The sequence below is a fragment of the Mesobacterium pallidum genome, from assembly GCF_019966535.1.
Lineage (GTDB): Bacteria > Pseudomonadota > Alphaproteobacteria > Rhodobacterales > Rhodobacteraceae > Mesobacterium > Mesobacterium pallidum.
Genome location: NZ_JAIMID010000016.1, coordinates 1 through 23,699, shown reverse-complemented (window position 1 = coordinate 23,699; position 23,699 = coordinate 1). Strand labels below are relative to the sequence as shown.

At 67.0% G+C, this 23,699-nt stretch carries 26 protein-coding genes; 16 read left to right on the top strand and 10 right to left on the bottom strand.

The window, feature by feature from the left end; genetic code table 11:
* Positions 1 to 15: 15 nt before the first annotated feature.
* From MF270_RS20010 to MF270_RS19995, 4 genes are all read left to right on the top strand, one after another.
* A complete protein-coding gene (locus tag MF270_RS20010; protein ID WP_238367558.1) occupies positions 16 to 1,035 on the top strand; it encodes a glycosyltransferase family 2 protein in 1,020 nt (339 codons plus the stop codon).
* A 163-nt stretch (positions 1,036 to 1,198) separates the two neighbouring features.
* Positions 1,199 to 2,209 (top strand): glycosyltransferase family 2 protein, encoded by a 1,011-nt coding sequence (locus MF270_RS20005; protein ID WP_238367557.1) that lies wholly within the window; start codon positions 1,199 to 1,201, stop codon positions 2,207 to 2,209.
* On the top strand, positions 2,206 to 3,909 hold the full coding sequence (locus MF270_RS20000) for a beta-1,6-N-acetylglucosaminyltransferase (protein WP_238367556.1): 1,704 nt from the start codon (positions 2,206 to 2,208) through the stop codon (positions 3,907 to 3,909). The genes MF270_RS20005 and MF270_RS20000 overlap by 4 nt, the downstream gene beginning before the upstream one ends.
* Positions 3,910 to 5,334, top strand: a complete 1,425-nt coding sequence (locus MF270_RS19995; RefSeq protein ID WP_238367555.1) for a nodulation protein NodH — start codon at positions 3,910 to 3,912, stop codon at positions 5,332 to 5,334. It abuts the gene before it with no gap.
* 4 nt (positions 5,335 to 5,338) lie between these two features.
* On the opposite strand, the gene MF270_RS19990 is transcribed toward MF270_RS19995, so the two are convergent.
* From MF270_RS19990 to MF270_RS19960, 7 genes are all read right to left on the bottom strand, one after another.
* Positions 5,339 to 5,803, bottom strand: a complete 465-nt coding sequence (locus tag MF270_RS19990) for a PTS sugar transporter subunit IIA (RefSeq protein ID WP_238367554.1) — start codon at positions 5,801 to 5,803, stop codon at positions 5,339 to 5,341.
* A gap of 44 nt (positions 5,804 to 5,847) precedes the next feature.
* Positions 5,848 to 6,423, bottom strand: a complete 576-nt coding sequence (gene hpf, locus MF270_RS19985; protein ID WP_238367553.1) for a ribosome hibernation-promoting factor, HPF/YfiA family — start codon at positions 6,421 to 6,423, stop codon at positions 5,848 to 5,850.
* A gap of 224 nt (positions 6,424 to 6,647) precedes the next feature.
* Positions 6,648 to 7,406: an LPS export ABC transporter ATP-binding protein gene (gene lptB / locus MF270_RS19980; protein ID WP_238367552.1), complete on the bottom strand. Its 759-nt coding sequence runs from the start codon at positions 7,404 to 7,406 to the stop codon at positions 6,648 to 6,650.
* Between the two features lie 3 nt (positions 7,407 to 7,409).
* Positions 7,410 to 7,901 (bottom strand): lipopolysaccharide transport periplasmic protein LptA, encoded by a 492-nt coding sequence (gene lptA, locus MF270_RS19975; RefSeq protein WP_238367551.1) that lies wholly within the window; start codon positions 7,899 to 7,901, stop codon positions 7,410 to 7,412.
* Position 7,902: 1 nt separating this feature from the next.
* Entirely contained in the window at positions 7,903 to 8,505 is a 603-nt protein-coding gene (locus MF270_RS19970; protein ID WP_238367550.1) for a hypothetical protein, read from the bottom strand.
* Between the two features lies 1 nt (position 8,506).
* Positions 8,507 to 9,466 (bottom strand): KpsF/GutQ family sugar-phosphate isomerase, encoded by a 960-nt coding sequence (locus MF270_RS19965; RefSeq protein WP_238367549.1) that lies wholly within the window; start codon positions 9,464 to 9,466, stop codon positions 8,507 to 8,509.
* Positions 9,463 to 10,077 carry a ribonuclease D gene (locus tag MF270_RS19960; protein WP_238367548.1) on the bottom strand — a complete coding sequence of 205 codons (615 nt, stop codon included), beginning with the start codon at positions 10,075 to 10,077 and terminating at the stop codon, positions 9,463 to 9,465. The genes MF270_RS19965 and MF270_RS19960 overlap by 4 nt, the downstream gene beginning before the upstream one ends.
* A gap of 219 nt (positions 10,078 to 10,296) precedes the next feature.
* Between MF270_RS19960 and MF270_RS19955 the strand changes: the two genes are divergently transcribed.
* From MF270_RS19955 to MF270_RS19915, 9 genes are read left to right on the top strand one after another with little or no spacing between them, the layout of a single operon-like run.
* The gene (locus MF270_RS19955) at positions 10,297 to 11,928 is read left to right on the top strand and encodes a long-chain-fatty-acid--CoA ligase (protein ID WP_238367547.1); all 1,632 of its coding nucleotides are present in this window, start codon (positions 10,297 to 10,299) and stop codon (positions 11,926 to 11,928) included.
* Positions 11,925 to 12,722, top strand: a complete 798-nt coding sequence (locus MF270_RS19950) for an IclR family transcriptional regulator (RefSeq protein WP_238367546.1) — start codon at positions 11,925 to 11,927, stop codon at positions 12,720 to 12,722. The genes MF270_RS19955 and MF270_RS19950 overlap by 4 nt, the downstream gene beginning before the upstream one ends.
* On the top strand, positions 12,719 to 13,183 hold the full coding sequence (locus tag MF270_RS19945) for a MaoC family dehydratase (RefSeq protein WP_238367545.1): 465 nt from the start codon (positions 12,719 to 12,721) through the stop codon (positions 13,181 to 13,183). Before MF270_RS19950 ends, MF270_RS19945 begins: the two co-directional genes overlap by 4 nt.
* A gap of 22 nt (positions 13,184 to 13,205) precedes the next feature.
* Positions 13,206 to 14,408, top strand: coding sequence for an acetyl-CoA C-acyltransferase (locus MF270_RS19940; RefSeq protein WP_238367544.1), 1,203 nt, complete (start codon positions 13,206 to 13,208; stop codon positions 14,406 to 14,408).
* Positions 14,409 to 15,386, top strand: coding sequence for an NAD(P)H-dependent flavin oxidoreductase (locus tag MF270_RS19935; protein WP_238367543.1), 978 nt, complete (start codon positions 14,409 to 14,411; stop codon positions 15,384 to 15,386).
* A complete protein-coding gene (locus MF270_RS19930; protein ID WP_238367542.1) occupies positions 15,379 to 16,047 on the top strand; it encodes a histidine phosphatase family protein in 669 nt (222 codons plus the stop codon). The genes MF270_RS19935 and MF270_RS19930 overlap by 8 nt, the downstream gene beginning before the upstream one ends.
* Before the next feature lie 18 nt (positions 16,048 to 16,065).
* Positions 16,066 to 17,091, top strand: a complete 1,026-nt coding sequence (locus MF270_RS19925; RefSeq protein ID WP_238367541.1) for a phosphotransferase family protein — start codon at positions 16,066 to 16,068, stop codon at positions 17,089 to 17,091.
* Positions 17,088 to 17,471 (top strand): PaaI family thioesterase, encoded by a 384-nt coding sequence (locus MF270_RS19920; protein ID WP_238367540.1) that lies wholly within the window; start codon positions 17,088 to 17,090, stop codon positions 17,469 to 17,471. Before MF270_RS19925 ends, MF270_RS19920 begins: the two co-directional genes overlap by 4 nt.
* Before the next feature lie 12 nt (positions 17,472 to 17,483).
* Positions 17,484 to 18,521 (top strand): NADP-dependent oxidoreductase, encoded by a 1,038-nt coding sequence (locus tag MF270_RS19915; RefSeq protein WP_238367539.1) that lies wholly within the window; start codon positions 17,484 to 17,486, stop codon positions 18,519 to 18,521.
* Between the two features lie 154 nt (positions 18,522 to 18,675).
* On the opposite strand, the gene MF270_RS19910 is transcribed toward MF270_RS19915, so the two are convergent.
* The 3 genes from MF270_RS19910 to MF270_RS19900 form a co-directional block, all read right to left on the bottom strand.
* Positions 18,676 to 19,218, bottom strand: a complete 543-nt coding sequence (locus MF270_RS19910) for an NADPH-dependent FMN reductase (protein WP_238367538.1) — start codon at positions 19,216 to 19,218, stop codon at positions 18,676 to 18,678.
* A 111-nt stretch (positions 19,219 to 19,329) separates the two neighbouring features.
* On the bottom strand, positions 19,330 to 19,983 hold the full coding sequence (locus tag MF270_RS19905) for a YiaD family glycine zipper/OmpA-like lipoprotein (protein ID WP_238367537.1): 654 nt from the start codon (positions 19,981 to 19,983) through the stop codon (positions 19,330 to 19,332).
* A gap of 120 nt (positions 19,984 to 20,103) precedes the next feature.
* Positions 20,104 to 20,964, bottom strand: a complete 861-nt coding sequence (locus MF270_RS19900; protein ID WP_238367536.1) for a methylated-DNA--[protein]-cysteine S-methyltransferase — start codon at positions 20,962 to 20,964, stop codon at positions 20,104 to 20,106.
* 120 nt (positions 20,965 to 21,084) lie between these two features.
* On the opposite strand from MF270_RS19900, the gene MF270_RS19895 reads away from it, so the two are divergent.
* The 3 genes from MF270_RS19895 to MF270_RS19885 are packed head-to-tail and all read left to right on the top strand — an operon-like array spanning position 21,085 to position 23,563.
* Complete coding sequence (locus tag MF270_RS19895; RefSeq protein ID WP_238367535.1) at positions 21,085 to 21,882, top strand: GNAT family N-acetyltransferase; 798 nt, start codon at positions 21,085 to 21,087, stop codon at positions 21,880 to 21,882.
* Between the two features lie 50 nt (positions 21,883 to 21,932).
* A complete protein-coding gene (nth, locus tag MF270_RS19890) occupies positions 21,933 to 22,577 on the top strand; it encodes an endonuclease III (protein WP_238367534.1) in 645 nt (214 codons plus the stop codon).
* A complete protein-coding gene (locus tag MF270_RS19885) occupies positions 22,574 to 23,563 on the top strand; it encodes an adenosine kinase (RefSeq protein ID WP_238367533.1) in 990 nt (329 codons plus the stop codon). The genes nth and MF270_RS19885 overlap by 4 nt, the downstream gene beginning before the upstream one ends.
* Positions 23,564 to 23,699: the final 136 nt, after the last annotated feature.

Below are 23,699 nucleotides of genomic sequence, written 5' to 3'. Positions count from 1 at the left end.
AACGCGCGGGACCGCATGACACGGCAAGAGCTGATCGACGCCTATAGGCTGCGCTGGAAACGGCGCCGCCACCTGTGGCGCTCGGTCCGCAAGCGGCGGCAGTTGCGCAACCTGACCGACCGCACGGGCGCGATCAAACCCGGCGCGATCCTGTGCTTTTCCACCGTCCGGAACGAGGCGGTGCGCCTGCCTTATTTCCTCGCCCATCACCGGCGGCTGGGGGTGGATCATTTCCTGATGGTCGTGAACGGCAGCGACGACGGCACCCGAGAGCTGCTAGAGGCACAGCCCGATGTCTCGCTTTGGGAAACGGACGCCTCCTACCGCCTGTCGCGCTTTGGCGTCGACTGGCTGACCTGGCTGATGATCCGCCACGGTCACGGCCATTGGTGCCTGACGCTCGATGCGGACGAGATCCTGATCTATCCCTACTGGGAATCCCGCCCCCTGCCTGCGCTGACCGGCTGGCTGGACCAGATCGGCGAGCCGTCGATGGGCGCGATGATGCTGGACATGTACCCCAAGGGCCCGGTGGACGGGTCCAACTATGCCCCCGGCCAGGACCCGACCGAGGTGCTGGGCTGGTTCGACGCGGGCAATTACCGCATCACCCGGCAGATGCCGGCCGAGAACCTCTGGATCCAGGGCGGCCCCCGCGCCCGGATGTTCTTTGCCGCCGAGCCCGAGCGCGCGCCGACCCTGAACAAGATCCCGCTGGTTCGCTGGCACCGGCGCTATGCCTACGTGAATTCCACTCATTCGCTGCTGCCGAAGCGGCTGAACCAGATCTACGACTGGGAGGGCGGGGAAAAGCCCTCGGGCCTTCTCCTGCACACCAAGTTCCTGAACACCATCGTTGCCCGGTCGGCCGAGGAACAGGCCCGCGCCGAGCATTTCAACAACTCGGCGCTTTACGACGACTACTACGATGCGTTGCAGCAGGCGCCCGACCTCTGGACTCCGTTCTCCACCCGTTATCGCGGATGGCGGCACCTCGAGGCGTTGGGGCTGATGTCGCGGGGCGGCTGGCCGTGACGGATTTACTTGGGCCCGGCAAAACCTTATCATCCTCGCCAATATGGCGGAGGCAGAGCAGAATTCCGCGACATCCAAGCCACGGGTTATTCCCCGTTAAGGTAAGCACGGTATTGACGAGTGATCGGGCGCCCGAGGCGCCGTCACGGGCAGGGGCCAGGAAATGAGTCTGTGGGACTCCTACAAGATGCGCGTGCGGCGCCGGCGCTACCGGATCCGGGCCTACCGGAAGCGGCGCGAACTGACCGCGATCGCCGACCGGACGCGGCAGATCAAGCCCGGCGATGTCCTGCTGTTTTCGACCCTGCGCAACGAACATGTGCGCCTGCCGCATTTCCTCAAGTACTACCGCGACATCGGCGTGCAGCACTTCCTGATGGTCGACAACGACAGCACCGACGGCGGCGGCCATTACCTGGCCGAGCAGAAGGACGTGTCGGTCTGGCACACCAAGGGTAGTTACAAGCGGTCGCGCTTTGGCGTCGACTGGCTGAACTGGCTGCAATATCGCTACGCCGACGGCCACTGGACCCTGACCGTCGATCCCGATGAGCTGTTCCTTTACCCGTTCTGCGACACGCGGCCGATCCGGGCGCTGACCGACTGGCTCGACACCTCGTCGATCCGCAGCTTCAGCGCGATGCTGCTGGACATGTACCCGAAGGGCCGGCTCAACAACGTGACCTACGAGGCCGGTCAGGACCCGCTGGACATCGCAAGCTGGTTCGATCCGGGCAATTACTTCATCCGCAAGAACCCGTTGATGTGGAACCTCTGGATCCAGGGCGGCCCGCGCGCCCGCGTGTTCTTTCCCGACGCGCCGGAAAAGGCGCCGGCGCTGAACAAGATCCCGCTGGTCAAGTGGGACCGCCGCTATGTCTACGCCAGTTCGACCCATGCGCTGCTGCCGCGCGGGCTGAACCTGGCCTATGACGAATGGGGCGGAGAGAAGGCCAGCGGCGTGCTGCTGCACACCAAGTTCCTGAACACCTTCGAAGCGAAGGCCGAAGAGGAACTGACGCGCGGCCAGCATTACAACGGCTCGGTCGAGTACAAGGCCTATGCCGACACGATCCGCCAGAACCCCGACCTGTGGTGCAAGTGGTCGGAAAAGTTCATCAACTGGCGGCAGCTGGAGATCCTCGGCCTGATGTCCAAGGGGAACTGGGCATGAGCTCGACCGTCGGCATCGTCATGTTGGTCCACACCGCGCTCGGCCGGGCCGAGCAGGTGGCGCGGCACTGGGCGGCGGCCGGTTGCCCGGTCGTCATCCACGTCGACAAGAACGTGTCGCACAAGGTCTATTCCGCCTTTACCCACCGGCTGGGCGATGTCGATAACGTGCTTTTCTCGCGCCGCCACCGCTGCGAATGGGGCATGTGGGGCATCGTCGCCGCCAGCCAGGACGCGGCCGAGCTGATGCTGCGCCGTTTTCCCGACGTGCGGCATGTCTACCTTGCCTCCGGCTCCTGCCTGCCGCTGCGCCCGGTGCAGGAGCTGGTCGAGTACCTCGCCGACCGTCCCCGCACCGATTTCATCGAAAGCGCGACAACGGCCGACGTGCCCTGGACCGTCGGCGGGTTCGACGAGGAACGGTTCACCCTGCGCTTTCCCTTCAGCTGGAAGAAACGGCGCAAGGCCTTCGATGGCTACGTGGCGCTGCAACGGGCGCTGCGGCTGAAACGGCGCATCCCCAAGGGGATCGTGCCGCACATGGGCAGCCAGTGGTGGTGCCTGACGCGCCAGACCCTGTCGGCCATCCTCGAGGACCCGGACCGCGCCGAATTCGACGGCTATTTCAAGCGCGTGTGGATCCCGGACGAAAGCTATTTCCAGACCCTCGCGCGGCTTTATTCGTCGAACATCGAAAGCCGGTCGCTGACGCTGAGCAAGTTCGATTTCCAAGGCAAGCCGCATATCTTCTACGACGACCATTTGCAGCTGCTGCGCCGCTCGGATTGCTTCGTCGCGCGCAAGATCTGGCCCCATGCGGATCGCCTCTATGATGCCTTCCTGACCGACCCGGCCATCGCGATGAAGCAGACCGAACCCAATCCCGGCAAGATCGACCGCATCTTTGCCAAGGCGGTGGACCGCCGGGTCAAGGGGCGGCCGGGGCTTTACATGCAGTCGCGCTTTCCGCGCACCGACTGGGAAAACGGCGTCACCTCAGGCGATTACTCGGTCTTCGAAGGCTTCGCCGAGCTCTTCGAGGATTGGGACGACTGGCTCAGCCGCGCCACCGGCGCGCGGGTGCACGGGCATCTTTACGCGCCCGAACGGGCGGAGTTCGCGGGCGGCGCCAGCATCATCTCGGGCGCGCTACCCGACAGCGCGGCGCTGCGCGATGCCAACCCCAAGGCGTTCCTGACGAACCTGATCTGGAACACGCGCGGCGAGCGGCAGATCTTTCAATACGGGCCCGGCGACAACCCGGACCTGGGTTGGACGCTGGCCAAGGACCCCAATGCGCAGATCAGCGTGATCTCGGGCGCCTGGGCGGTGCCGCTGTTCAAGTCGAACCGCAATTTCGGCGACCTGCGCAAGGAAGCGGCCGAGTTGCAGCGCATCGAAAGCGAGCATCTCAAGCAGCTGCAATCGCCCTGGACCAAGGCCCGCGTGCGCATCTGGACCATGGCCGAATTCGTCGAAAGCCCGATGGAGCCCTTGCAGACCGTCATCGACGAGATCGGCCAGAAGGGCCTGCGCCGCCTTGGCGAAGCGCCCAAGATGGCCGACCTTGCGGGCTTTGGGCAGTTCCTGCAGAACCTCAAGAACCAGGGGATGCATCCGTATCTGATGGGCGATTTCCCGGTCGATCGCGGGCTGAACAAGCAGCCGCCCAAGCCACGCCGCCCCTACTTGGTGAAATAGATGCAACGACCCTTCGACAGCTTCGTCCTGCTTGCGGAAATGCGGACGGGGTCGAATTTCCTCGAAACCAACCTCAACGCCTTTCCCGACATCCAGTGCCACGGCGAGGCGTTCAACCCCGCCTTCATCGGCTATCCGAATGCGACCGAGATCCTGGGCGTGACGCAGTCGATGCGGGACGCCGACCCCGACCGGCTGGTCGACATGATCCGCGAGAAAAGCGAAGGGATCGGCGGGTTTCGCTACTTCCACGACCACGATCCGCGCGTGCTGGACCGCGTGCTGGACGATGTGCGCTGCGCCAAGGTGATCCTGACCCGCAACCCGCTGGACAGCTATGTCAGCTGGAAGATCGCCCAGGCCACGGGCCAGTGGAAGCTGACCAACGTCAAGTCGCGCAAGGACGGGCGGGCCCGCTTTGACGCGGAGGAGTTCGACGCCCATGTCGCCGCGCTGCAGGCCTTCCAGGTGCAGCTGCTGAACCGGCTGCAGACCTCCGGTCAGGCCGCGTTCTATATCCCTTACGAAGATATCCAGGACCTGTCGGTGGTGAACGGGCTGGCCAAGTTCCTTGGCTCGGCGCATGAGCTGGAAAGCCTGAACAAGAACCTCAAGCCGCAGAACCCGGCCGGGCTGGACGAGAAGGTGTCGAATTTCGACGAGATGACCGAGGCGCTGTCGAAATACGACCGCTTCAACCTGACCCGAACGCCCAGTTTCGAGCCGCGGCGCGGGCCGGTCATCCCGGGCTATACCGCCGCGCCCAAGTCGGGGCTGTTGTTCATGCCGATGCGCGGCGCCCCGGATGAAGAGATCCTCGACTGGCTGGCCGCCGTCGATGGCGCCACAAGGGCCGAGCTGCAGGGCTCGTTCAACCAGAAGAGCCTGCGCGCCTGGATGCGGACCCACCCCGGGTTTCGCAGTTTCACCGTGCTGCGGCATCCGCTGGCGCGGGCGCATCACGCCTTCTGCCGCAAGATCCTGCCGGGCGATGGCAGTTACACGCAGATCCGCAAGACACTGGGCCGGGTCCATGGGATCGAGCTGCCGGATACGCTGCCCAACCCAGACTACGACCGGCAGGCGCATCGGCTGGCCTTTGCGGGGTTCCTTGATTTCATCAAGGCGAACCTGAACGGCCAGACCGGGGTGCGGGTCGATGGCTGGTGGGCCAGCCAAGCCATGACGCTGCAGGGCCAGGCGGATTTCGCCCAGCCCTCGGTCGTGATCCCCGAGTCCGAGTTGCAGGAGACGCTGGATCGCCTTGGCGAGACGGTCGGCTCCCCGAAAACGGCGCCGGTGCAGGTTACCGGGGACGGGCCGTTCGAGCTGGCCGAAATCTACGACGAGGAACTCGAACAGCTCGCGCGGGAGGCCTACCCGCGCGACTACCTCGTGTTCGGTTTCGAAGACTGGAAGGCCTGACCGCTCACGCCGCCTGGACGGAGGGCGCCTCGGTCAGGATGGTGTAGAGCGTCGCGCTGTCCGGGTTGGCCCGGATCTTGGCCAGGATCGAGCTGTCGCGCAGGGTGCGCGAGACCAGCGCCAGCGCCTTGAGGTGCTCGACCCCCGCATCCTCGGGGGCGAACAGGCCAAAGACCACGTCGACCGGCTGGCGGTCGACGGATTCGTAATCCACGGGCCGCTCGAGCAGCAGGAAGGCGCCCAGCATGTCCTCGGTTCCCGAGATCCGGGCATGGGGCAGGGCCACGCCCTGCCCGACGCCCGTGGGGCCAAGGCTTTCCCGCTCCATCAGCGCGTGCAACACGCTGTCGGGTTCCAGCCCGTAGGCGGCCCCGCTCAGGTCGGCAAGATCGGCCAGAAGGCGCTTCTTGCTCGACGTGGCGGTCAATACCTTGACCGCCTCGGGCTTCAAAACGTCCAGAAGCTTCATCGCCTGTATCCCTCTGCTCGCGGTGACCGCTCTTGTCGGGGCGTTCAGCCCTCCTGCGGGTCTATCCAGCCGATGTTGCCATCGTCGCGCCGGTAGACCACGTTCACACCGCTTTTGCCCTCGTTGCGGAACACCAGAACCGGGGCTCCTGCCAATTCCATTTGCATCACTGCCTCGCCAACGGACAACGAAGGAATCGTCGATTCCATCTCGGCCACGATGATCGGCTGCAGCGTTTCGGGTTCGGACGCTTCGTCTTCCCCCGATTCAGAGGCGAGGATATACGAGGAGGCGCCGAAGACTTCAACCGGCTCGGACCGCCTGACGTGGTGGTCCTTGAGACGGCGCTTGTAGCGGCGCAGCTGCTTGTCCAGCTTTTCGGCGCAGGCGTCGAAGGCGGCGTAGATCTCGGTCTCGTGCGCCTTGGCCTGGGCGGTCAGCCCGCTCGACAGGTGGACAGTCGCCTCGCAGACAAATTCATGCGCCGACTTGGAAAAGACCACGTTCGCATCCGTCGGTCGGCCCGCGTACTTTTCGACCACGGTGCCGAGTTCGTCCCGGACATGTGTCTGCAAAGCTTCGCCGATATCGATATGCTTGCCAGTGATCTGATAGAGCATGTGTGCGTCCTTTCCTTATGTCGACCGTTCCGGCACGCCTTCGCGCCATCGCCCGATTCGGGCGAAGCGTGAGGTTATGCGAAGACGGTGAAGATGGACTTGCCGCGGGGAATGCCGACCCCCGCCATGACCGTGGCGGCCCTGATCGAGGAAGGGGAAACCCAGAGGTTCGTCATGCAGGTATTAGAGCGCCAGAGCAGGCCCCAAGTCAATGGATCACCGCGTCACGAGATACGGAAGCTGTCGCCGAGGTAAACCCGGCGAACATTCTCGTTTTGCACGACCTCGTCCGGGGTGCCCGACATCAGCACCTGCCCGTCGTGCAGGATATAGGCGCGGTCCACGATCTCGAGCGTTTCGCGGACGTTGTGATCGGTGATCAGCACGCCAAGGCCGCGTTTCTTGAGGTCGGCCACGAGGTGGCGGATGTCGCCCACGCTGATCGGGTCGACCCCGGCAAAGGGTTCGTCCAGCAGCAGGTACTTGGGATTGGCGGCAAGGCAGCGCGCGATCTCGACCCGGCGGCGCTCGCCGCCCGACAGGGCCAGCGCCGGGGCGCGGCGCAGGTGCTCGACCGAAAATTCGCTCAGCAGCTCCTCGAGCCGTTCGCGGCGGCGGTGCGGGTCCTTCTCGGATATGTCGAGGATGGCCGAGATGTTGTCCTCGACGCTCAGCCCGCGGAAGATCGACATTTCCTGCGGCAGGTAGCCGATGCCCAGCCGTGCGCGGCGGTACATCGGTAGGGCCGTGGCGTCGCGCCCGTCGATGGTGACGCTGCCGGCCTCGGGATAGACCAGCCCGGCGATGGCGTAGAAGGACGTGGTCTTGCCCGACCCGTTCGGGCCCAGCAGGGCCACGACCTCGCCGCGTTCCACATCCATGGTCACGTCGCGGATGACGGTGCGCTTCTTGTAGCTCTTGCGCAGGTTGCGGATGCGCAGCCCGGCATCGCCTTCGGTCACGGTCAGGTCAGGTGTCGCCATAGATCACTCGGACCCGATGACCGTGCGCACGCGGCCCAGCATCTCGGCCGTGCCGGTCTCGAGATCGATGCGCATGCGTTCGCCGGCCAGTGCGTTGGGCCCCTGGGTCAGCAGCACGTTGCCGCTCATCATGATCGACTTGGCGGTGACGTCGTACTCGGCCCGGTCGCCCTCGGCCGCCTCGTCGCCGCGCGACATGGTCACGCCACCGGTGGCCTCGACAAAGGTCACGTCATTGCCGTCCCCGGAATAGCGCACCAGCACCTTGGGCGCCCAGAGCTTCATGTCGCCCTGCGAGATGAAGACATCGCCCTCGAAGGTCGCGGTGCCGGTCTCGCGGTTCAGCTGCAGCGAATTGGCCGTGACCTCGACGGGCCCGGAGGTGTCGGCAGGGGCGCCGTCGCCGAAACCGACGGTGGTGCCCTGCGCCAGCGTATGGGTCGGCAGGGTGGTGGCCAGCGTGAGCAGGGCGGCCAGGGCAGCGCGGCGAAGCATATCAGTTTTCCCCTTTTGGCGGCTGGTATACCAGCTTCACGCCCCCTGTGAAATATGCGACTTCGGCGGTGCCGTCCCGGTTGATCCGCATCGCCCCCGCCTCGAGCCGCAGCGACGGGCCGGTCAGCAGCACGGCGGGTGCGGACATATCCAGCCGGTCGAGCGCGCTGGCGATGCGCGCGGTCTCGACCCGGTAGCCGTCCGAGGTCACGATGACCACGTCGCCGATCAGCTCGGCCGAGCTTTGCGGGTCGTTCAGCCGCGCCTCGGCGGCCGAGACGTTGACGGTGATCCCGCTGACCAGCCGCAGCTCGGTCGTGACGGTCTCGGCCCGCGCGCCGCCCTCGGTCTCGAGGTCGGGCATCGCGGTCTCGGCCCGCACGATCACGGAATCGCCGCCCTCGGTGGTGCCGGCATAGACCGGTTCGGTCATGCGCTGGCTGCGCAGCCGGTCCGCGAGGTCGCCCTCGGCGAAGGGCAACGTGGCCTCGCTGTCCTCGGTGCGCGACAACAGGAACACGGTCGACAACAGCGCCAGCGCCGTGAGGGGCAGGATGACCTTGAGCCAGGCGACGACGCGGGAATAGGTCGTGCCGCCGGGCATCTCAGCCCAGCCCCGCCCGCAGGCAGTCGTGGATATGCAGAAGGCCCCTCAGCGCCCCGTCATCGACCACGAACAGCACGGTGATCTTGCGGTCGTTCATGACCTGCAGCCCCTCTTCGGCCAGCGCGTCCGAGCGGATGGTCTTGGGGCCCTTGGTCATGACCTCGGCCGCGGTATGGGTCAGCAACCCGTCCATGTGGCGCCGCAGGTCGCCATCGGTGATGATCCCGGCCAGGCCGCCGGTGCCATCGGTCACGCCGACCACGCCGAACCCCTTGTTGGTCATGGCCAGCAGCACCTCGGACATCGGCATGTCGCCGGTCACCGTGGGCATCGCCTCGCCCGCATGCATCAGGTCGGCCACCTTGGACAGCCGCGCGCCCAGCTTGCCGCCGGGGTGGAAGTCGCGGAAATGCTCGGGGCCAAAGCGGCGATGCTCCATCAGCGCGACCGCCAGGGCATCGCCCAGCGCCAGCGTCATGGTGGTCGAGGTGGTGGGCACCACGCCGGTCCCGCAGGCCTCGTCCGCGCGGGGCAGCAGGATCGCCACGTCCGATTGCCGGATCAGGTTCGACTCGGGGCGCGAGGCAACGCCGATCATCGGGATGCCGAAGCGGCGGGTATGGGCGATGATGTCCGCAAGTTCCGGCGTCTCGCCCGAGTTCGACAGCACCAGCGCCACGTCGTCGCGCGTGACCATGCCAAGATCGCCATGGCTCGCCTCGGCCGGGTGGACGAATTGCGCGGGCGTGCCGGTGCTGGCGAGCGTCGCCGCGATCTTGCGCGCGATGTGCCCCGACTTGCCCATGCCGCAGACGATCACGCGGTTGCGGACGTTCAGCATCAGTTCGACCGCTTCGACAAAGCCGTCGCCCAGCCCGTCCAGCAGCTGCTGCATCCCGGCGATTTCCGTCTCGAGCACGCGGCGCCCCGCGGCGAGGAAGGTGTCAGCCTGGGTCATGCGTGCGCGAAGATGTCGATTTCGGGCCAGCCCTCGAGGTCGAGCAGCGCGCGGCTGGGCAGGAAGTCGAAACAGGCCTGCGCCAGCTCGGTCCGCCCCTCACGGGCGAGGCGTTCGTTCAACTTCTGCATCAGCGCGTGCAGGTGCAGCACGTCCGACGCGGCATAGGTCATCTGCGCCTCGGTCAGCTCTTCGGCGCCCCAGTCGCTCATCTGTTGCAGTTTCGAGATGTCGATGTTCAGCATCTCTTGCAGCAAGTTCTTGAGACCGTGCCGGTCCGTATAGGTCCGCACGAGGCGCGAGGCGATCTTGGTGCAATAGACCGGCGCCGTGACCGTGCCGAAGGCATGGTAAAGCGCGGCGATGTCGAACCGGCCGAAGTGGAAGATCTTGAGCACATTGGGATCGGCCAGCATCTTGCAGAGGTTCGGCGCGGACTCCTGCCCCTTGCCGACCTGCACCATGTGGCAATTGCCGTCGCCGCCCGACATCTGCACCAGGCACAGCCGGTCGCGATGCGGGTTCAGGCCCATGGTTTCGCAGTCGATGGCGACGACCGGCCCGAGGTCGAGCCCGTCAGGCAGATCGCCCTTGTAGAGATGATTGGCCAATACCTTTACCCCGCAATCCTCGGAATGACGTTGCAGATAGAGCCTGCGGGGCCGGGTTGCAACAAGGCGGCCACCAGGATGCGATGCGAAACCGCGCGGCTCGGCCAAGCGGCGCCGATGGCGACGTGACGTCATATTCCGCTTTGCAGAACGCCCTTTCGCAATGCTTGATTGGCGCGGGAATCCGTGCCAGCGTCGCCTCCGGGAGGAGAGGACCAGATGACCGAGAGGCATTTCGCGCATTGGCCGCAGGGCGTACCGCGTCACATGACGCTGCCTCAGCGCAGCATGTTCGACAACCTGGCCCTGACGGCCGCGCAGCAGGGGGACCGCCCGGCAATCCGCTATTTCGGGCGGGTGCTGACGTATTCCGACCTGCTGGAGAAGGTCGAAGCGTTGGCCGGCTGGCTGCAGGCCCACGGCGTGGCCAAGGGCGACCGGGTGCTGCTGGCCATGCAGAACGCGCCGCAATTCGTCATTTCCTACTATGCCATTATGCGCGCAGACGCGGTCGTGGTGCCGGTGAACCCGATGTCCCGGGGAGGAGAGATCGACTGGCTGGTCCGCGACACCGGCGCAAAGCTGGCAATCATCGGCACCGAACTTGCCCCGCACTGGGCCGAGGCTGGCCTGCCCCTCTTGGGCGCCACCTATGCCACCATGGCCGATCCCGACTATGACCTGCCCTTGCCCAAGGGCCTCGAGGGGCTGACCGAACCCGCCCCCGGCACCACCGGCTTCAACGCCGCGCTGGCCGAAGGGCATGTGCCCGGCCCGCATACCGCCGGGCCGGACGACCTGGCGTTGATCCCCTATTCCTCGGGCACCACGGGCCAGCCCAAGGGCTGCATGCACACCCATCGGTCGGTCATGGCGACGGCCTGGGGCGGCATCCTCTGGACGCAGTCCGAACCGACCGACGTGGTGCTGGCGACCCTGCCGCTGTTCCATGTGACCGGCATGCAGAACTCGATGAACGGCCCGATCATCACCGGCGGGCAGGTCGTCCTGATGACCCGCTGGGACCGGCGCATCGCCGCCGCGCTGATCCCCCGCTACAAGGTGAACCGCTGGCGGTCGATCACCACCATGGCCATCGACCTCGTCAACGATCCCGACCTCGACCCCAAGGCGCTCTCCAGCCTCGAAGCAATCGGCGGCGGCGGCGCGGCCATGCCGGCGGCCATCGCGGCACGGCTCAAGACCCTGACCGGGCTCGACTACCTCGAGGGCTACGGGCTGAGCGAGACGATGGCCGCGACCCATATCAACCCGCCCGACGCGCCGCGCGCGCAATGCCTTGGCATCCCCGTGATGGACGTGGACTCCGAGGTGATCGACCCCGAGACCCTGCGCCCCCTCGGCCCGGACGAGGTGGGCGAGATCGTGATGCGAGGGCCTCAGGTCTTTCAAGGCTATTGGCGGAACCCCGAGGCGACGAAAGCGGCGTTCGTTGACATTGACGGAAAAACCTTCTTCCGCTCGGGCGACATCGGGCGCTGCGACGCGGATGGCTTCTTCTACATGGTCGACCGGCTCAAGCGCATGGTCAACGCCTCGGGCTTCAAGGTCTGGCCGGCCGAGGTCGAGGCGCTGATGCATGGCCATCCCGGCATCGCCGAGGTCTGCGTGATCGGCGCCCCCGACCCGCGCCGGGGCGAGACGGTCAAGGCGGTGATCGTGCGGCGTGATCCGGCGCTGGACGCGGAGGGGGTGATACGCTGGTGCCACGCCAACATGGCCGCCTACAAATGCCCCACCCTCGTGGACTTCGTGGACGCCCTGCCGAAAAGCGGCACGGGCAAGGTGCTCTGGCGGGAGCTGACGGAAAAGGAGCGCGCAGCGTCATGAGAAAGCGCAAATCGGATGCGGCCGAGGATGACCGGCAGTTCATCACCTCGCTGGCGCGGGGGCTCGACGTGCTGCGCGCCTTTCGGCCCACTGACAGCGCGGGCCTGTCGAACCGCGAGCTGGGCGACCGCACCGGCCTGCCCAATTCGACCGTCTCGCGGCTGACTTATACGCTGCTGCAATTGGGCTACCTGGTCTATGACGAGGGCACGGGGCGCTACCGCCTTGGCGCGCCGGTGCTGGGGCTAGGCTATGCCTGCCTGGGGGGCATGAAGATCGTCGAGACCGCGCAGGTCTACATGCAGCGGCTGGCGGACGAATGCGGCGAAGGGGTCACCGTGGCGCTGGGGGGCCGCGACGACCGGGCCATGACCTACGTGGCCGCCGCCCGCTCGCCCGGGCTTGTCGCGCTGACGTTGAACGTGGGCAGCCGCATCTCGCTGGCCCGGTCGTCCATGGGCCGCGCCTATCTGGCCGCGATGGAACCCGAGCGGCGCGAGACCGTGCTCAAGATGCTGGCCGAGCATTACGGCCCCGAGAAATGGGCCGAGGTCCTGCCGGGGATCGAGGATGCGCAGCGGCAGATCCGCACGCGGGGCTTCTATCTCAATGCCGGGGACTGGCACGCGGGGGTGAACTCGGTCGGCGTGCCCTTCCGCTCGCCCCGCCCCGACACGCCGCTGCTGGCGTTCAACATCGGCGCACCGTCCTATTTCCTGCCCCGCGACGAGCTGGAGCGGAAATGGGGCCCGCGCCTGATGGACATGGTGCGCATGATCGGGCGGGTCGGATGAAGACGATCACGCTCGAGACGCTGCGCGGCAAGGTGGGGCAGGAAATCGGCCTGTCGGACTGGACCAATGTCACCCAGGCCCGCATCGACGCCTTTGCCGAGGTCACGAACGATCACCAGTTCATCCACGTTGACCCCGTGCGCGCGGCCGAAACGCCCTTTGGCAGCACAATCGCCCATGGCTTCCTGACACTGTCGCTGCTGACCGAAATGTACGAGAACGCCATCCCGCCGATCGAGGGCACGCTGCACGCGGTCAATTACGGGCTCGACCGGATCCGGTTCCTGAGCCCGGTGAAAAGCGGCGCGCGCATCCGGGGCCGTTTCGTGCTGAAAGAGCTGCGCGAGGGGAAACCGGGCGAGATCACCACTGTCATGTCGGTCAAAGTCGAGATCGAGGGCGAACCCCGCCCCGCCCTTGCCGCCGACTGGATCGGGCGCCGCTACCTGGCGCAAAGCTGAACACCTTGAGGGAGGAACACATATGAGAGACGCGGTTATCGTCAGTACCGCCCGGACGCCCATCGGACGGGCCTTCCGGGGCGCCTTCAACGACACCCAGCCACAGGCGCTGATCGGCCACGCGGTCAAACACGCCGTGGAACGCGCCGGCCTTGGCGGCGGCGAGATCGAGGATTGCGTGATCGGCGCGGCCCTGCAGGAAGCCTCTCAGGGCGGCAACATCGGCCGCCAGGCGGCGATCCGGGCCGGGCTGCCGGTGACGGTGGCGGGCATGTCGCTGGACCGGCAGTGCGCATCGGGCATGATGGCGATTGCCACGGCGGCCAAGCAGGTGATCCACGACGGCCAGCAGATCGCCATCGGCGGCGGCGTCGAATCCGTGAGCCTCGTGCAGAACAAGAACATGCGCATGGACAAGCGCCGCGACCCCTGGATCATGGCCGAGAAACCCGCGCTGTACATGTCGATGCTGGAAACGGCCGAAACCGTCGCCGCCCGCTACGGCATCAGCCGCGAGGCGCAGGACGAATACGCGCTGCGCAGCCAGCAGCGCACCGCCACGGCGCAGGCGCAGGGCGCCTTCGACGACGAGATCGTGCCGCTGCCCTCGACCATGCTGGTGCAGGACCGCGAGACCAAGGAAATCAGCGCCCGCGACGTGGTGCTGGAAAAGGACGAGGGCAACCGCCCCGAGACGACGCTGGACGGGCTCGCCAGCCTCAAGCCGGTCCACAAGGACGGGCTGACGATTGCCGAAGGGGGCTACATCACCGCCGGCAACGCCAGCCAGCTGTCGGACGGCGCCAGCGCCGCCGTGGTGATGGAAGCCGCCGAGGCCGAACGCCGGGGCCTCAATCCGCTGGGCCGCTATGTCGGCATGGCCGTCGCCGGCTGCGAGCCGGACGAGATGGGCATCGGCCCGATCTGGGCGGTGCCGAAACTGCTGGAAGCCAACAAGCTCAAGATGGACGACATCGGCCTGTGGGAGCTGAACGAAGCCTTCGCCGTGCAGGTCCTGCATTGTCGCAACGTTCTGGGCATTCCCGACGAATTACTTAACGTCAATGGAGGTGCCATCTCGATCGGGCACCCCTATGGTATGTCGGGCGCGCGCATGGTCGGCCATGCGCTGATCGAGGGAAAACGCCGCGGGGCCAAATACGTCGTCTGCACCATGTGCGTCGGCGGAGGGATGGGCGCCGCGGGACTATTCGAGGTTCTGTGAATGGGACATCTGCCCGCACAATTGCAGGGTCTGCGGCTTCCGGTCGTGGGCTCTCCGCTCTTCATCATTTCCAACCCGGACCTGGTGATCGCCCAGTGCAAGGCCGGCATCGTCGGGTCCTTCCCGGCGCTGAACGCGCGCGAAAAGGACGGCGACCCGATCCTGCTCGAGGCCTGGCTGAAGCGGATCACCGAAGAGCTGGACGCCTGGAACCAGGCCAACCCGGACACGCCCGCGGCGCCCTTTGCCGTCAACCAGATCGTGCACCGGTCGAATGCCCGGCTCGAGCGGGATATCGAGATCTGCCACAAGTGGAAGGTGCCGATCTGGATCACCTCGCTGGGCGCGCGCAAGGAAGTGAACGACGCCGCGCATGATTGCGGCGGGATCACCCTGCACGACATCATCAACAACCGCTTTGCCAAAAAGGCCATCGAGAAAGGCGCCGACGGGCTGATCGCCGTCGCCGCCGGCGCGGGCGGCCATGCCGGGGCGCAGTCGCCCTTCGCGCTGATATCCGAGATCCGTGAATGGTTCGACGGGCCGGTGCTGCTGTCGGGCGCCATCGCCACCGGGCAGAACATCCTGGCCGCGCAGGCCATCGGCGCGGACCTCGCCTATATCGGCTCGCCCTTCATCGCCACCGAAGAGGCGAACGCGGCCCAGGGCTACAAGCAGATGATCGTCGACTCGGGCGCCGAGGACATCGTCTATTCCTCTCTCTTCACCGGGGTGCATGGCAATTACCTCAAGCCTTCGGTGGCGAATGCCGGGATGGATCCGGACAACCTGGAACATTCCGACCCCTCCAAGATGGATTTCGGCAGCGAAAAGCCGAAAAGCTGGAAGGAGATCTGGGGTTCGGGCCAGGGCATCGGCGCGGTAAAGTCCGTTCTGCCGGCGGCCGAGCTCATCGCGCGGCTGTCGTCGGAATACGACGCCGCCAAGGCGCGCATGGCCGGGATCATCAGTGCCTGAGCTGCTGCTGATCCGTCACGGGCAGGCGAGTTTCGGCAAGGCCGATTACGACGTGCTGTCCGACCTCGGCTGGGACCAGGCGCGGGAACTGGGCCGGGCGCTGCGGCGCCTTGGCCTGGTGCCCGACCGGCTGTTCATCGGCGCCCAGCGCCGCCACCGCGAGACGCTGGAAGGCATCGTCGAGGGGCTGGGCTTCGGCCCCGGCGACGCCACCGTGCATCCGGGTCTGAACGAATTCGACTTCAAGGCGCTGCTGGATGCGCGGTTTGCCGGAGGCGATGCGCCCGAGGGGCTGCACGACGACCGAAAGACCCATTTCCGCATGCTGCGCGACACCGTGCTGGACTGGGAACGTGGCCAGATTCCGAACGCCCCCGAAAGCTGGGAGGCGTTCAGCGCCCGTGTCGAGGACGCGCGGCAGGCGATCACCCAAAGCGGCGGCCAGCGGGTGCTGGCGGTCAGCTCGGGCGGGGCCATCGGCCGCATGGTCTCGGCCGCGATGGGCGCGGGCGAAGGATCGCAGATCAAGCTGCAATTGCAGACCAAGAACTGCGCCATGGCCAGGTTCGTCTTCGGCCCCCGCGCCTTCTACCTGCATTCGTTCAACGAGGTCCCGCATATCGACGGCGAGAACGAAGCGCGCCTTTTGACCTACAGCTGACCTTTCGGGGAGGAGAGGATGAGCGACACCCAGACACTCGACACCGGCGCCGTGTCGGCCTGGCTCGAGGCCAACATGGAGGGCTTCGAAGGCCCCCTGACGGCGGAGAAATTCGCCCAGGGCCAGTCGAACCCGACCTTCCGGCTGACCGCGCCCTCGGGGTCCTACGTGCTGCGCCGCAAGCCGCCGGGGCAGCTGCTGAAATCCGCCCATGCGGTCGACCGCGAATTCCGCGTGCAGCGCGCGCTTTGGGACACCGACGTGCCGGTGGCCAGGATGCATGTGCTCTGCGAGGACGAAAGCGTCATCGGCTCCATGTTCTACGTGATGGGGGAAGTGCGGGGCCGCAATTTCGACGATCCCTCCCTGCCCGAACTGGACAAGGCCGAACGCGCGCCCGTGCAGACCGAGATGGCCCGCGTGCTGGCCGCGATCCACGAGGTGGACATCGACGCGGTGGGCCTGTCGGATTACGGCCCGGACGGCAATTACTACGAACGCCAGATCGCCCGCTGGACCAAGCAGTACCGCGCCTCCGAAACCGAACACCTGCCCGAGATGGAGCAGCTGATCGACTGGCTTGCCAACAACATGCCCGCCGAGGACGGCCAGCGCACGCTGGTGCACGGCGATTACCGCATCGACAACATGCTGTTTGCGCCCGACACCCCCCGCTGCGCCGCCGTGCTGGACTGGGAGCTGTCGACCATCGGCCACCCCTATGCCGACCTCGCCGCCGTGATCATGCAGTGGCAGATGCCGCCGGGCGACAAGGGTCGCGGGCTTGCTGGGCTGGACCGGGATACGCTGGGCCTCATGTCCGATGCCGATTTCGTCAGCGAATATTGCCGGCTGCGCGGCCGCGACCCGATCCCGAACTTCGGCTTTTATCTCGCCTTCTGCTTCTTCCGCATGGCGGCGATCCTGCAGGGGGTCAAGAAACGCGGGCTCGACGGCAATGCCTCGAACCCGGAACGGGCGGCGCAGCTCGGCTCCTACGTGGTGCTCTATGCGCGTGGCGGGCTCAAGGCGACCGGCGCATGATGGTCGAAGATCCGTATCCGTTCCAGCGCCACCTCGGCTTTTCGATCACCGATTGGGCCGAAGACACCTGCACGCTGGAACAGCCGATGCTGGAGCATCTTGGCAACCGCAACGGCATCCTGCACGGCGGTGCGATCGCGACGCTTCTGGATACGTCGATGGGCTATGCGGGGTGCTGGACGGGAACCGAACAGGTCCGCAAGACCGTCACCCTGTCGCTGAACGTCAACTACATCGCCCAGGCGCGCGGCACGATCGTGCGCGCGACGGGCCGCAAGACCGGGGGCGGCCGCAAGACCTTCTTTGCCGAAAGTCGCCTGACCGACGAAGACGGCACGCTGGTCGCCAGTGCGACCGGTGTTTTTCGCTACATTTCCTGACGGAGGATCCCAATGACCGACCAGATGCAACGCATCGTACTGGCCAAGCGCCCGCAAGGCGAACCCGGCGACGACTGCTTCCGGCTCGAGACGCTCGATGTGCCCTCCCCCGGCGACGGCGAGGTGCTGGTGCGGGCCGAGTACATGTCGCTCGACCCCTACATGCGCGGCCGGATGGACGACGCCAAAAGCTACTCGGCCCCGGTCGAGATCGGCGAAACCATGGGCGGCGGCGCCGTGGGCGAGGTGCTGGTGTCGCACCACGCCGGGTTCAAGCCGGGCGACAAGGTCATGGGCATGACCGGCTGGGCGACCCATGGCGTGCTGCCGGGCAGCCAGCTGCGCAAGCTCGACCCGTCGCTGCCGATCACCCCCGCGCTCGGCGTGCTGGGCATGCCCGGGTTCACCGGCTGGTACGGGCTGACCCAGATCGGCCAGCCGAAGGAAGGCGAAACGCTGGTCGTGGCGGCGGCCACCGGCGGCGTCGGGTCGGTCGTCGGCCAGGTCGCCAGGGCGCGCGGGTTGCGCACCATCGGCATCGCCGGCGGGCCGGAGAAATGCCGCATCGCGACCGAGACCTTCGGCTTCGACGCCTGCCTCGACCACCGCGCCCATAACGACGCCCGGTCCCTGCGCGCCGCGCTGAAAGAGGTCTGCCCGGACGGCATCGACATCTACTTCGAAAACGTCGGCGGCAAGGTGCAGGAGGCGGTGATGCCGCTGATGAACACCTTCGGCCGCATCCCGCTCTGCGGCATGATCGCGGGCTACAATTCCGGCGCGCTCGGCGGGGTCGAGGCGCAGGGCCCCGACCGCAGCCCGGTGCTCTGGCGCTCGCTTCTGGTGAAACGGATGCGGCTCGAGGGCTTCATCATCTCGGATCATTTCGACCGCTTCCCGGCCTTCCTCAAGGAAGTCGCGCCGATGGTGGCCGACGGCCGGGTCACGTACCTCGAAGACGTGGCCGAAGGTCTGGAAAACGCGCCCGAGACCTTCCGGGGCCTGCTCAAGGGCCGCAACATGGGCAAGCAGCTGGTCAAGCTGACCTGAGTGCGGCGCTTTCTTGCCTGAAAAAGCCGCGCCCGGGGCGCGGCTGCCTCCGGCGGGAGTTTATTCGGCACAATGAAGCAGGGGATCGGGTCCGCTCTTCATCTTGCCCCTAAACTCCGGGGAGTGTGAGGGGCTGGCCCCTCACGCCGCCCTCTCAGCCGGCGCGCAGCCGGGCCTCGTCGCGCAGCGCTTCCATCAGCGCTGTCAGGGTCTTGACGTAAAGCTCGCTCTTGAGCCGGCCGTCCGCGTCGAACTGGTTCGACGAATCCGCGACGCAAACCGCATTGCCGACCAAGACGCGGGCGCCGTGCTGAACAAGGCAGTGTCGCAGCATGAATTGCGCCACCTCTCCGCCCGCGCGGCCGTCGGCGGCGGACATGACGGCGACGGGCTTGCCCTTCAGCGGCATCTTCATCCGGCTGATCCAGTCCAGCGCGTTCTTCATGACGCCCGAAATCCCGCGGTTGTATTCCGGCGACGCGATCACCACCGCGTCGGCGGACCGGATCAGTTCGACCAGCCGCACGACCTTCTCGGGCATCCCCGCATCCTCCACGTCGCCGTTGTAAAGCGGCAGGTCCGTGTCGCCGATGTCGAACGGGTCGGCGCCAGAGACGCGGGCCGCCTCGTGCAGCAGCTTGAGGTTGGTGCTGTCGGCGCGCAGGGCGCCGCAGAGGCCGACGAGGCGGTAGGTCATGCGAATCTCCAGCGTTGTTGTCCCGCACAGTCTAGCCCGGGCGGGGCGGGCGACAATGCGCACGCAAAAAGGGGCGCCGAAGCGCCCCTTTGAACCCGGTACCGAAAGCGATCAGGCCGCGTTCGGCAGGATCACGATCTCGACGCGCCGGTTCTGGGCCTTGCCCTCGGCGGTCAGGTTGGTCGCCACCGGCTGGTCCTCGCCCCGGCCGAAGGCCTGGATGCGCGAGGGCGACACGCCGTTGCCGATCAGCACAGAGCTGACGGCCTGGGCGCGGCGCTGCGACAGGTCCTGATTGTAGGCGGCCGAGCCGTCGCTGTCGGTATGGCCGATCACCTGCACCGTGGTGTTCGGGTATTCGTTCAGGTTCCCGGCCAAGGCGCGCAGGTCCGACTGCAGGTCGGCGCGCACGGTGGTGCTGTCGGTGGCGAACAGGATGTCCTGCGGCAGGGTCACGATCAGCCGGTCGCCGGTGTTGACGATGGTGACGTTGTCATTGCCGAGATCCTGGCGCAGCGCGGCTTCCTGCTTGTCGAGCTGGGAGCCGATGACACCGCCCACGCCCGCGCCGACGATTGCGCCGACAGCCGCGTTGCGGCGGCGTTCCTCGGGGTCGTTGCCGGCGATGGCGCCGGCCAGGCCGCCGATCAGGCCGCCGATGACCGCGCCGTCACGGGTCTTGGGGGTTTCGGACGCGGTGGTGCAGGCGGTGGCCAGCACCAGCGACGCCAGCGCGATGGCCGAGAAGGGTTTCACTGCGAACATGTCTTGCCTCTTGGTCTGGGTGCCCCGGTCCCGGGGGTTCGCCCGTAATTAGCGCAGATGCGGCGCGTCACCAATCCGTCATCGCGGAATATCGGCGATTTGCCGCCTGCCCGCGCGGGCTCAGGCCTCGGCCCGCGCGCTTTCCCAGGCCAGGATCGTGCGTTTGACCGGCAGGCCCCAGTGGTAGCCGCCAAGCCCCCCGGACTTGCGCAGTGCCCGGTGGCAGGGGATCAGGTAGCTGATCGGGTTGCGCCCCACCGCCGTGCCCACGGCGCGCACCGCCTTGGGGTGGCCGATCGCCTGCGCGATCTCGGAATAGGTGGTGACATGGCCGGATGGGATCTGCATCAGCGCCTCCCACACCTTGATCTGGAACGGCGCGCCGATGAGGTAGAGCGGGGTCTGGCTGACCTCCCCCTCGCTGCCGAAGGCCGAGAGCACCCAGGGGCGCAGGCGCATCGGGTCCTCGACGTAAGCCGCGTTGGGCCAGCGCGCGGTGAGGTCCTCCATTGCGTGGGTCTCGGAGCATTCGGCGGCGAAGCCGATGCCGCAGATGCCCTTGTCGGTGCCCATGACCAGCGCCGGGCCGAAGGGGCTGTCGAACCAGCCCCAGAAGATCGTGAGGCCTTCGCCCGCGCGGGCGTAATCGCCGGGGCTCATCGCCTCCCACCGCACGAACAGGTCATGCAGCCGCCCGGTGCCCGACAGGCCCGCGCCATGGGCCGCCGCCAGCGTGGTGAAGCGGTCGCGCAGCAGCGCCTTGGCATGGCCGAGGGCAAGGTATTGCTGGTAGCGCTTGGGGCTGACCCCGACCCATTGGCTGAAGAGGCGCTGGAAATGCGCGGGGCTCATGTTCATCGCGCTGGCGAGCGCGTCGAGGGTCAGCGGCTCTTCGGCCGCGTCGATCAAGTCGAGCGCGCGGCGCATGACGTGGAAATGGTAGCCGTCCTCGGGCGTGGTGATCTGCTGGGCTGCGGTCATGGCAGGTCCTCCTTGGGCATGACCATATTCCCTGCCCTGCCCCCTCGCGACCCGGAAGTTGCGATTTCCTTTGACAGGGCGCGCGGGCGTGCGTTGACTTTTGGCAAAGGGAGGGGCGCCATGACCGAGGTTTTCGGCTCTGCCGGGCAGCAACAGCTGGAATACCGGGCCCATGCCCTGTTCGAGCTGCTGAAAGACGATCCGCTTTACGCTTGCCACGGGCGGGCGGTCGCAGTGAACGGACGGCGCGGAGAGACCGTGCAGCGGCAGATCCGGCTGGCGCGGGTGCAGGGGGTCGGCCCCGGCGATTGCGTGCCCGAGGACGAGGTCGCCGAACGGGTGGCGACGCTCGAGGCCGCCGGGCTGGCCATCGACCGCTACGCCCATTGGCGCGGCGAGGCCGAGGCCATCGCCGCCGCCCGCGCCGTGTTGCGGGATCGCAGCCTGCCGGGTGACCTGACGGTGACACGGGTGACGCCTGACACTCCCGTGGAAGATTTGCGCGATCTCGACCAGTTCGCACAGGATTGCGAGGTGCTGCTGCCCTCCGGGCCCTTCCTGCGCGGCGTGGCGCGGCCCGCCTCGGTGCTGTTCGCCCGCGACGGGGCGGGGCAGATCGTGACCATGGCGGCCTCGGTCGCGCAGTTCCATCCCGACAGCCCCGAAGGTCGGACGGTCTGGTGGGGGATGCTGGCGACCCGGCCCGACCGGCGGGGCGAAGGGCTGTCGCTGTGGCTGGGCGCGCAGGCGCTGGTGGACATGGCGGACCGGGGATACACTGGGTTCCAGACCGGCATCCGGGCGGGCAATACGCCGTCGGAGCGGCTGTGCACGAGGCTGGGCCTTGGGCCGCTCAATGCACAGGACATCATCGCCATCGACCCGGCCAGCTTTGGCGAGGGCAGGCTGACCAAGTAACGCAGCCTCTCCCTCTTGCGGCGCCGGGCGCTTGCCCCGATAAACCCGCCATGGCCAGGCAACTCGACTATCACACCATGCGCGAGGTCTTCACGCGCTTTCAGGCAGCAGAGCCCGAACCCAAGGGCGAGCTGGAGCATGTGAACGCCTATACGCTGGTGGTCGCCGTGGCGCTGTCGGCCCAGGCGACGGATGCGGGAGTGAACAAGGCGACGCGCGGCCTGTTCGCCGTGGCGGACACGCCGCAGAAGATGCTCGACCTCGGCGAAGATGGCGTGATCGAGCACATCAAGACCATCGGCCTTTTCCGCAACAAGGCCAAGAACGTGATCAAGCTGTCGCGGATCCTGGTGGATCAGTACGGCGGCGAGGTTCCCAATTCCCGCGCCGCGTTGGAGAGCCTGCCGGGCGTGGGGCGCAAGACCGCCAACGTGGTGCTGAACATGTGGTGGGGCTATCCCGCGCAGGCCGTCGACACGCATATCTTTCGCATCGGCAACCGCACCGGCATCTGTCCGGGCAAGGACGTGGTCGCGGTGGAACGCGCGATCGAGGACAACGTGCCCGTCGATTTCCAGCGCCATGCGCATCACTGGCTGATCCTGCATGGCCGCTACATCTGCGTGGCAAGAAAACCGAAATGCGGGGCGTGTATCATCCGCGACCTGTGCCAATTCGAGGACAAGACCGAATGAGCAAATCCTACGAGGTCGTCGGGATCGGCAATGCCGTCGTCGACGTGATCACCCATGCCGATGACAGTTTCCTGGACCTGATGGGCATCCAGAAGGGCATCATGCAGCTGGTCGAGCGAGAGCGGGGCGAGATGCTGTATGGCGCGATGAAGGAGCGGGTGCAGGCCGCCGGCGGGTCGGTCGGGAACACGATCTCGGGGCTGGGAAGCCTCGGGCTGTCGACCGCATTCGTGGGCCGTGTGAACGACGACACGCTGGGGCGGTTCTATGCCAGCTCGCTCGAGGACGAGGGCACGGCCTTTGTCAATCCGCCGGTGGCGGGGGGGGACCTGCCGACGTCGCGGTCGATGATCTTCGTCAGCCCGGACGGCGAGCGGTCGATGAACACCTACCTCGGGATTTCGTCAGAGGTGGGGCCCGAGGACGTGCCGGACGCGGTGATGAGCGCGGCGAAGATCCTGTTCCTCGAGGGGTATCTTTACGACAAGGACAAGGGCAAGGCGGCCTTCGAGACCGCTGCCAAGCTCTGCCGGGACGGCGGCGGCATGGCCGGGATCGCCCTGTCGGACCCGTTCTGCGTCGACCGCCACCGGGGCGATTTCCGCCGGCTGGTCAAGGAGCTCGACTACGTGATCGGCAACGAGCAGGAATGGTGTTCGCTTTACGAGACCGACGATCTGGGCGCGGCGCTCGAGCAGGCGGCGGCGGATAGCGGGCTGATCGTCTGCACCCGGTCGGGCCATGACGTGGTGATCGTGCGCGGCGACGAAGAGGCCGTGGTGCCGGTCCGCATGGTGACGCCGGTGGACGCCACCGGCGCGGGCGACCAGTTCGCCGCCGGGTTCCTGTACGGCATCGCCACCGGCAAGCCGCTGGCGGTCGCGGGGCGCATGGGCTGCATCGCGGCGGCCGAGGTGATCGGGCACGTGGGCCCGCGCCCGGCAGCTGACGTCAAGGCGCTGTTTGCGGCCGAGGGCCTGGTCTGAGGCTGGTTTCGGATCGCGTGGCGATCCGACCGGGGCGGGGGGGGGGGGGGGGGCGGGGGGGGGGGGGGGGGGGGGGGGGGGCGGGGCGGGGGGGGGGGGGCCCCGGCCCGCGCGCGCCCCCCCGCCCGCGGCGCGG